The sequence below is a fragment of the Streptomyces sp. genome, from assembly GCF_035563135.1.
Classification (GTDB): Bacteria; Actinomycetota; Actinomycetes; order Streptomycetales; family Streptomycetaceae; genus Streptomyces.
In genome coordinates this window covers 1-6,558 of sequence record NZ_DATMVN010000439.1, presented here as the reverse complement: position 1 = coordinate 6,558, position 6,558 = coordinate 1, and the positions used below count along the sequence as shown (strand labels likewise).

Sequence of the window (6,558 nt, the reverse complement as noted above, 5' to 3'; positions counted from 1 at the left end):
GGGCGCCCCGGCCCTGCTGGCCACCGCGCTGGTCTCGGTGGCCGCCGCCGTCGCCGGGGCCCTGATGGGGTACACGGGCCTGGACGTGCCGGCCGCCGTGGCGCTGGTGGCGACCGTGATCGCGCTCGCCGCGGGGGCGGTGGCCCCGTTCGCCTTCAAGCTGGCCGGGATGCGGATGCCGGCGCTGCCGTCCTCCGCCAGCCAGCTCCAGGAGGGCATCGACCCCTATGCGGGCGACGAGGTCTCCGAACGCACCCAGCTGGCCGGGCGCTGGGTCACCGCGCTCTTCGCGGCCACGGGCACCATCGCCGCGGCCGCCCTGGTCGTCCTCGCGGAGAACCCCGATCTGCCCGAGGTGCTGACCGGACTCGCGCTGAGCCTCCTGCTGCTCCTGCACTGCCGCGACCTGGTCCACATCGGACAGCGGCTGACCCTGGCGCTGCCCGGGATCTGGGGGCTGCTGCTGATGGCCCGGGCCTGGGCGGTGGACAGTGACGCGGACGGCCGCGTGGTGGTCTTCGGGGTGCTGCTCGCCGCGGCGGCGGGACTGGTGACGGCCTCCTGGACGCTCCCGGGCCGCCGGGTGCTGCCGTACTGGGGCCGCGCGGCGGAGCTGGCGCACACCGCGCTCGCGGTCGCGCTGCTGCCGCTCAGCCTGTGGGTGGCGGGTCTCTTCGGGTGGCTCCGCGGCCTGTTCGGCTGAGCACACCCGTACGCCACTGGACGAAAGACGAGTTGAGGAGAGGCTGTGCAGTCCAAGCGCGACCAGGTACAGGCCCACAGTTTCATGATGGGCAGGCTCAGCTCCGGCCTGCTCACGGCCGACCCTGACGCCCCGGAGAGCCCACTCGGGCGCACCACCCGAGGCGTGGTCTTCGGCGTACTGGTGACGCTCCTGATCGGCGCGGGTGCCACCGTGTACGGGCTGCTGCGCCCCGGCGGCAACGACGGCTGGCGCAGCGGCAAGCACCTGGTGGTCAACCGCGACACCGGCGCCCGGTACCTCTGGACCGGCACCGACGGCGTACTCCACCCGGTACGCAACTACGCCTCGGCGCGGCTGATCGGCGGTTCCGACCTGGCGACCGTGGACGTCGCCACCGCCTCGCTGCGGGACATCCCCGTGGGTTCCCCGGCCGGCATCCCCGGCGCCCCGGACGCCCTGCCCGGGGCCGACCGGCTCGACGGCGGCGCCTGGCACATGTGTGTCACCGGGCCGGACGGTGCTGCGCCCAGCACCTCCGGTGCCGCGACGGGCGCCGGGGTGGAGAAGCCGGGGGCCACCACCCTGGTCGCGGGGGCGCCGCTGGACGCCCGCGGTGTCGGCGCCGACCGCGGGATCCTGGTGAGCGGTCCGGACCGCACCGAGTACCTGGTGTGGCGGGGCAGCAGGCTGGCGCTGGACCGCGCGTCGGATGCCCGTAACGCCCTCGGCTACGGCTCCGAGCAGCCCATGCCGGTGTCGGCGGCCTTCCTCGACGCGCTCGCCCCCGGCCCCGCCCTGAAGCCCCCGGAGGTGCCGGGGCGTGGCGGTGAGGGCCCGGTGCTCGGCGGCGAAGCCAGCCGTATCGGCCAGCTGTTCGAGGTCAGCGTGCCGGGCGGGGGCAGTACGTACCACCTGCTGCGCGAGGACGGTCTGGTGCCGCTGACCCGGCTCGGCGCCGCACTGGTGCTGGGTGACCCGGCCACCCAGAAGGACGCCTACGAGGGGAGGTCGCCCGAGGTGCGCGCGGTCGGCGCGGACGCGCTGCGCGAGCACAGGTCGAAGGACTCGGGCACCGCCGGGTCCGCGGAGCTTCCCGAGACTCCTCCGTCCCCGCAGTCGACGCCGCGCGGAACGGCGCTCTGTGCGCAGGTGGACGGCGACAACGGTGGCGCCCGGATCAAGTCGGTGCTGGTCCCGCTGACCGAACTCGCCCCGGTCGCCGTCTGGGAGGGAACCGCTTCACCGCTGAAGGCGGCCTGTGTCCGGACGGATGCCACGGTGGTGCGGCCCGGGCGCGCAGCCCTGGTCCGGGCCCTGCACGCGAGCGGCGCCGCGCACGCGGGGACCACGTATCTGGTGGCGGAGAACGGCGTGAAGTATCGCGTTTCGGCCAAGGACTCCCTGGCGGCGCTCGGTTACGCGGACAAAGACATCAGCTCGGTCCCCGCACCGCTGCTGGCGGCCCTCCCCACCGGCGCCGACCTGGACCCGGCGGCCGCCTCCGGCACTGCGGAACCCAAGGTCACGGCTCCGCAGTGCGGGACCGGCGTGCGGCCGGGACAGGGCGGGGAGCAGGCTGAGGCGGCCCGGGGGGACCAGGCCGGCCAGGTGGCCACGGCAAGTGCGTCAGGTACAGGCGCCGCCACCTCCTGAATTCCGGCAAACGCCGCATATGACGTCGAGAAAAGGCAGAGGAAAGATGAGGCGTAACTTTATGCTGATGCCTCGTCGCTCTGCGGTCGATTCAGTACGCATCGAGTGCTGGGAGAAAGCTCAGGATAAGCTCAAATCTTTTTGGCGGCCGTGTCCTTGCGGGTCGGGTCCGCAGGTGCGCCCGTTTCACCGGAAACGGGCCGGGCCGGTGACCGTTTCCGTTATAAGCCTGCCCGTTTTCCGACCGTATCGGGTTGTGGCGGGCGTGGCGCCCGGCCGTTCCCTCCGGCAGGGCGGCCACGTTCATTTCGCGGAAACCTATGGACAACTCCATTGCCATGTAAGGATTCGCGCGAGCTGACTTATGCTCAAATCTTCCCCTGCATATGTTGCGCCGGACGGTGGATTCTCTTTAGCCTCAGCGGGCAACGGTGCGAGGGGACTCGCCTGAACGAAGGGAGCGTGACATGGCGGACGGTTCCGGCAGGAAAGCGGACTATGCCAAGGGCTTGGGAGGTGTCTCCTCCCTGGAGTCGGCCCGGGCCGCGGTCGAGAAGATCCAGAACAACGTGGCTGAGGTCGCGGCGCGTTCGGGGGTCGGCGGTGACGAGGGCCAGGCTCTGCTGAAGCTCTTCCGCAGCTGGAACGGCGAGGCCCAGAAGGTCGTCGTCCAGATCAGCAAGATGATCGACGCGCTCCAGGAGAACGTGACCTCGGCCAACCGCCTGGCGAAGGAGAACCAGGACCTGACCGAGGTGCTCACCAGCAAGACCAGCCAAGGCGTCTTCGAAGCGCTGCGCTGACCCACCCCCCCACCCCGCGGCACCCGGGCCCCTTCGGGGAGGCCGGAACCCGTGAGCTTCCCGGGCCCCGGGGCCCGGTCCCCCGAGAGGAGACGTCATGGCCGACGGCATCATCGATGTGCAGTACGCCACGGTCCGCAACGCTATTGAGGAGTTGAAGGGCCAGACCCAGCAGATCATCACGACCCTCAACAACCTGGAGGACGAGCTGAAGCCGCTCGTCATGTCCTGGGAGGGTGACGACCAGCAGATGTACCGCGGGGTCCAGGCGGAGTGGGACCAGGCCACCAAGAACATGGCCCTGCTTCTCGGCGACAGCGGTGAGCTGGTCCAGAGCATCCACGACAACCACTCGCGCGACGAGCGCAGGAGCGCCGACAACTGGGGCAACGTGCGGGCTCGTTGAGGTCCTTCGTGCGGATCGTGCCGGGGCCCTCGGGCCCCGGCACGATCCGCACGGGAGGCCCCTGGGCCCGGCCGGGGCTCCTCTGCTTCCGGCCGGCCCCCACCCCCGACCGGCACCGAACGGCAGGAGGACGTCCCATGGCTGGTGAGAAGGCCGACGTCAAGCATTTCGACCTCAAGCAGATGGAGAACTTCCGGGACAACGAGGTGCAGCCGGTGTACACCGCCGCGAAGAAGCACCGGGAGGACGGCGACGGGGCGCACATCCGGCCGCTCGGCCACCTCGTCGACGGCCACACCACCCCGGGCAACCTCTCCCAGGACAAGCAGCTCCTGCGCATCGGCAGGATGGTCACCGAGCCCCTGGTCTCGGGGCCGAAGCTGATCGAGGGCGTCCGTACCGCGGCCGAAGCCATCGACAAGCTGCTGGGCGACCAGATGGACCTCTTCAAAGAGCTGAAGGAAGCGCTCACCGACACCATCGAAGAGGCCAACAAGACCAAGGACAAGAACCTGGACGCGATCGACGCGCAGACACTGCTGCAGACCTTCGACGAGGTGGACACGCTCACCAGCGGGTCGTCGGAGACGGAAAAGACCTGAGCCCGCGCGTGACGGCGGTCCCCCGGCCGCCCGGCACGCACGCGTGAGAGACACCCGGCTGCACAGCCACACGGACAGGCCGTGCGCCGACACGGAAGACAACCGACCAGAAAGGGCGCCCGGTGGCCGATCGGTACGATCCCAACTCCGTCGCCAACCTCGACAAGTTCGACAACGCAGGCGACGCGTCGTCCGATACCTGGGCCACTCTGGTCACCCACATCACCGGCTATCCGGTGCCGGACCGGAACACCGTGTTCGACACGCTCCGCTCCGACCACGGCGGCAAGCTCTTCCGGATGGACATCAAGGAACGCAGCCTCGGCCTGCTCGTCAAGGATTCCGGGTTCCTGACGAACAAGGGCGAGGACTACGACATCTGGTTCTTCGACAGCGGCAAGAAGCGGTCGATCATGCAGGCCCGGATCGTCTTCGAGGGCCGCGTGAAGGCCGGCGACGAGATCATCTGGGACGGTCCCGGCTCCGACAACGTCCAGGACGCACAGGTCCGTGAAGGCAACGAGTTCACGGACTACAACAAGGACAAGATGAGCACCATCCCGCTCGCCCGGTACATGAACGGGCCACGGGCGGCGCTCCTCGGGCTGCTGGGCGGCAGCACACAGGACGCCCGTTTCAGCAACCTGGGTGTACCCGGGGCCGACGTGGTGGACCTGAACTCCTTCAACACCACCGGGGACTCCTTCGACTTCGCGGCCAAGTTCTTCAAGGACCACGCAACGGTCCTCAAGGACTGGGAGGACCGTTTCAGCCGGGACGACGCGAGCTGGAAGGGCGAGGCCGCAGAGGTCTTCCGCAGCCTGCTGAAGAAGATCCGTGAGAACTACGACAGTTACGTCGAGACCTTCAACTCCTCGGCCGGTACCGGGAACGAGACCGGCACCGGCAACACGGTGTACTCGCGCGCCCTGTCACTGGGCCGCTCGTACCTGGTGGACTCCGCTGACAAGCTGCTGGATGCCTGGCTGACCTGGGCCAATTCCTCGTACTACGACCCGCACCGGGTGCTGCGCTACGTCCTGGACGACCTCGCCCAGTGGGTGGACGCGAACAACGTGGCCAAGACGGACATCAAGTCCTACACCACCCGCTATTCGACGACCGTCAGCCACAGCCCGCAGGGCGGTTTCTCCCAGGTGCATCCCGAGTACGGCGACCTCACGGACATCGCGAACTGGGCGAAGGTCGGCGACAAGGCCGTGAAGATCTGGACCCAGGGCGTCGACGAGTACCTGGGCAAGCCCGCAGCCCAGGTGCAGTCGGCCCTGAACAACCACTTCCTCGAACTGGGTGAGACCTTCTCCGACAACGTCCCCAAGCCGAAGTCGACCAGTACGGCCTCGGAGGACTACCAGGAGAAGAAGCTCGACGAGGAGAAGGAGGAGGTCAACCGGCAGAACGAGGAGAACAAGAAGTATCAGGACGAGCTGCGCGAGGAGCAGAACCGGCAGCGCGAGGAGGACAGGAAATACCAGGACGAGCTGCGCGAGGAGCAGAACCGGCAGCGCGAGGAGGACAAGAAGTACCAGGACGAGCTGCGCGAGGAACAGCGGCAGGAGCAGGAAGAGGCCAAGAACCTCCAGGACGAGCTGCGCAACGAGCAGAACCAGCAGCGCGAGGAGGACAAGCAGTACCAGGACGAGCTGCGCGAGGAACAGCGGCGGGAACAGGAAGAGGCCAAGCGGGAGGCCGAGGAACAGCAGAAGGCCGTGGAGGAGAGCCTCGGCGGCCTCAACGATCCCAGTGCCGTCAATGAGCAGAACCTGGGCAGCCTCGACGAGATGCTGAACGTACCGGTCACCGAGAGCAACGGTGATCTCGGCGACATCAACAATCCGGGCGGCTCCGACGACCTGAACAACACGATCACCGAGGAGCTCGGCAGCCTCGGGGACGTGAACAACCCGGGCGGTGAGACCCAGTCGCCCACGGGGGTCGCGCCTCCCGTCACCCAGAACCTCGGCAATCTCGGCAACCTCAACAACGGCCCGGGCGGGACCAGGAACGCCACCGACGCGGCCAACGAGGCGATCACCCAGAACCTCGGCAGTCTCGGTGACCTGAACAACGGAGCCGGCGGCACCCTGGAGACTCCGACCGGGGGCAGTACGCAGCTCGATGACGGTGCTCTGACGACCGGCTTCCCGGACGGCAGCAGTACGCGGTTCGACCCGGACAGCGGTGTGCTGACCACCACGCATCCGGACGGCAGTGTCACCACGGAGAACCTGGGTGACGGCACGCGGGTGACCAACCCGGACGGGTCGGTCACGTCGCTCGGCGACGACGGCAGGCTGACGACCACGTTCCCGGACGGCACCACCCAGATCGTGGACCCGGCGACCGGTCAGGCCACATCGACCGCCC

Annotated in this window: 5 protein-coding genes and 1 pseudogene; all 6 read left to right on the top strand. The window is 68.8% G+C overall.

Annotated features, from left to right (window positions below):
• Positions 1-703, top strand: a pseudogene (locus VN520_RS19365) (type VII secretion integral membrane protein EccD); the annotation flags it as partial.
• A gap of 45 nt (positions 704-748) precedes the next feature.
• A complete protein-coding gene (gene eccB / locus VN520_RS19360) occupies positions 749-2,359 on the top strand; it encodes a type VII secretion protein EccB (RefSeq protein ID WP_325748183.1) in 1,611 nt (536 codons plus the stop codon).
• 467 nt (positions 2,360-2,826) lie between these two features.
• A complete protein-coding gene (locus VN520_RS19355) occupies positions 2,827-3,162 on the top strand; it encodes a hypothetical protein (protein WP_325748182.1) in 336 nt (111 codons plus the stop codon).
• 97 nt (positions 3,163-3,259) lie between these two features.
• Positions 3,260-3,568: a WXG100 family type VII secretion target gene (locus VN520_RS19350; RefSeq protein ID WP_147961256.1), complete on the top strand. Its 309-nt coding sequence runs from the start codon at positions 3,260-3,262 to the stop codon at positions 3,566-3,568.
• Between the two features lie 137 nt (positions 3,569-3,705).
• Positions 3,706-4,170 (top strand): type VII secretion system-associated protein, encoded by a 465-nt coding sequence (locus VN520_RS19345; protein ID WP_325748181.1) that lies wholly within the window; start codon positions 3,706-3,708, stop codon positions 4,168-4,170.
• Between the two features lie 122 nt (positions 4,171-4,292).
• On the top strand, positions 4,293-6,558 hold a 2,266-nt coding region (locus VN520_RS19340; RefSeq protein WP_325748180.1), incomplete at its 3' end, for an AAWKG family protein.

What these genes read in the sequence shown, in the direction of transcription:
- VN520_RS19355 (WP_325748182.1), top strand. Translation starts at nt 2,827, where the DNA reads ATGGCGGACGGTTCCGGCAGGAAAGCGGACTATGCCAAGGGCTTGGGA.
- VN520_RS19345 (WP_325748181.1), top strand. Translation starts at nt 3,706, where the DNA reads ATGGCTGGTGAGAAGGCCGACGTCAAGCATTTCGACCTCAAGCAGATG.
- VN520_RS19350 (WP_147961256.1), top strand. Translation starts at nt 3,260, where the DNA reads ATGGCCGACGGCATCATCGATGTGCAGTACGCCACGGTCCGCAACGCT.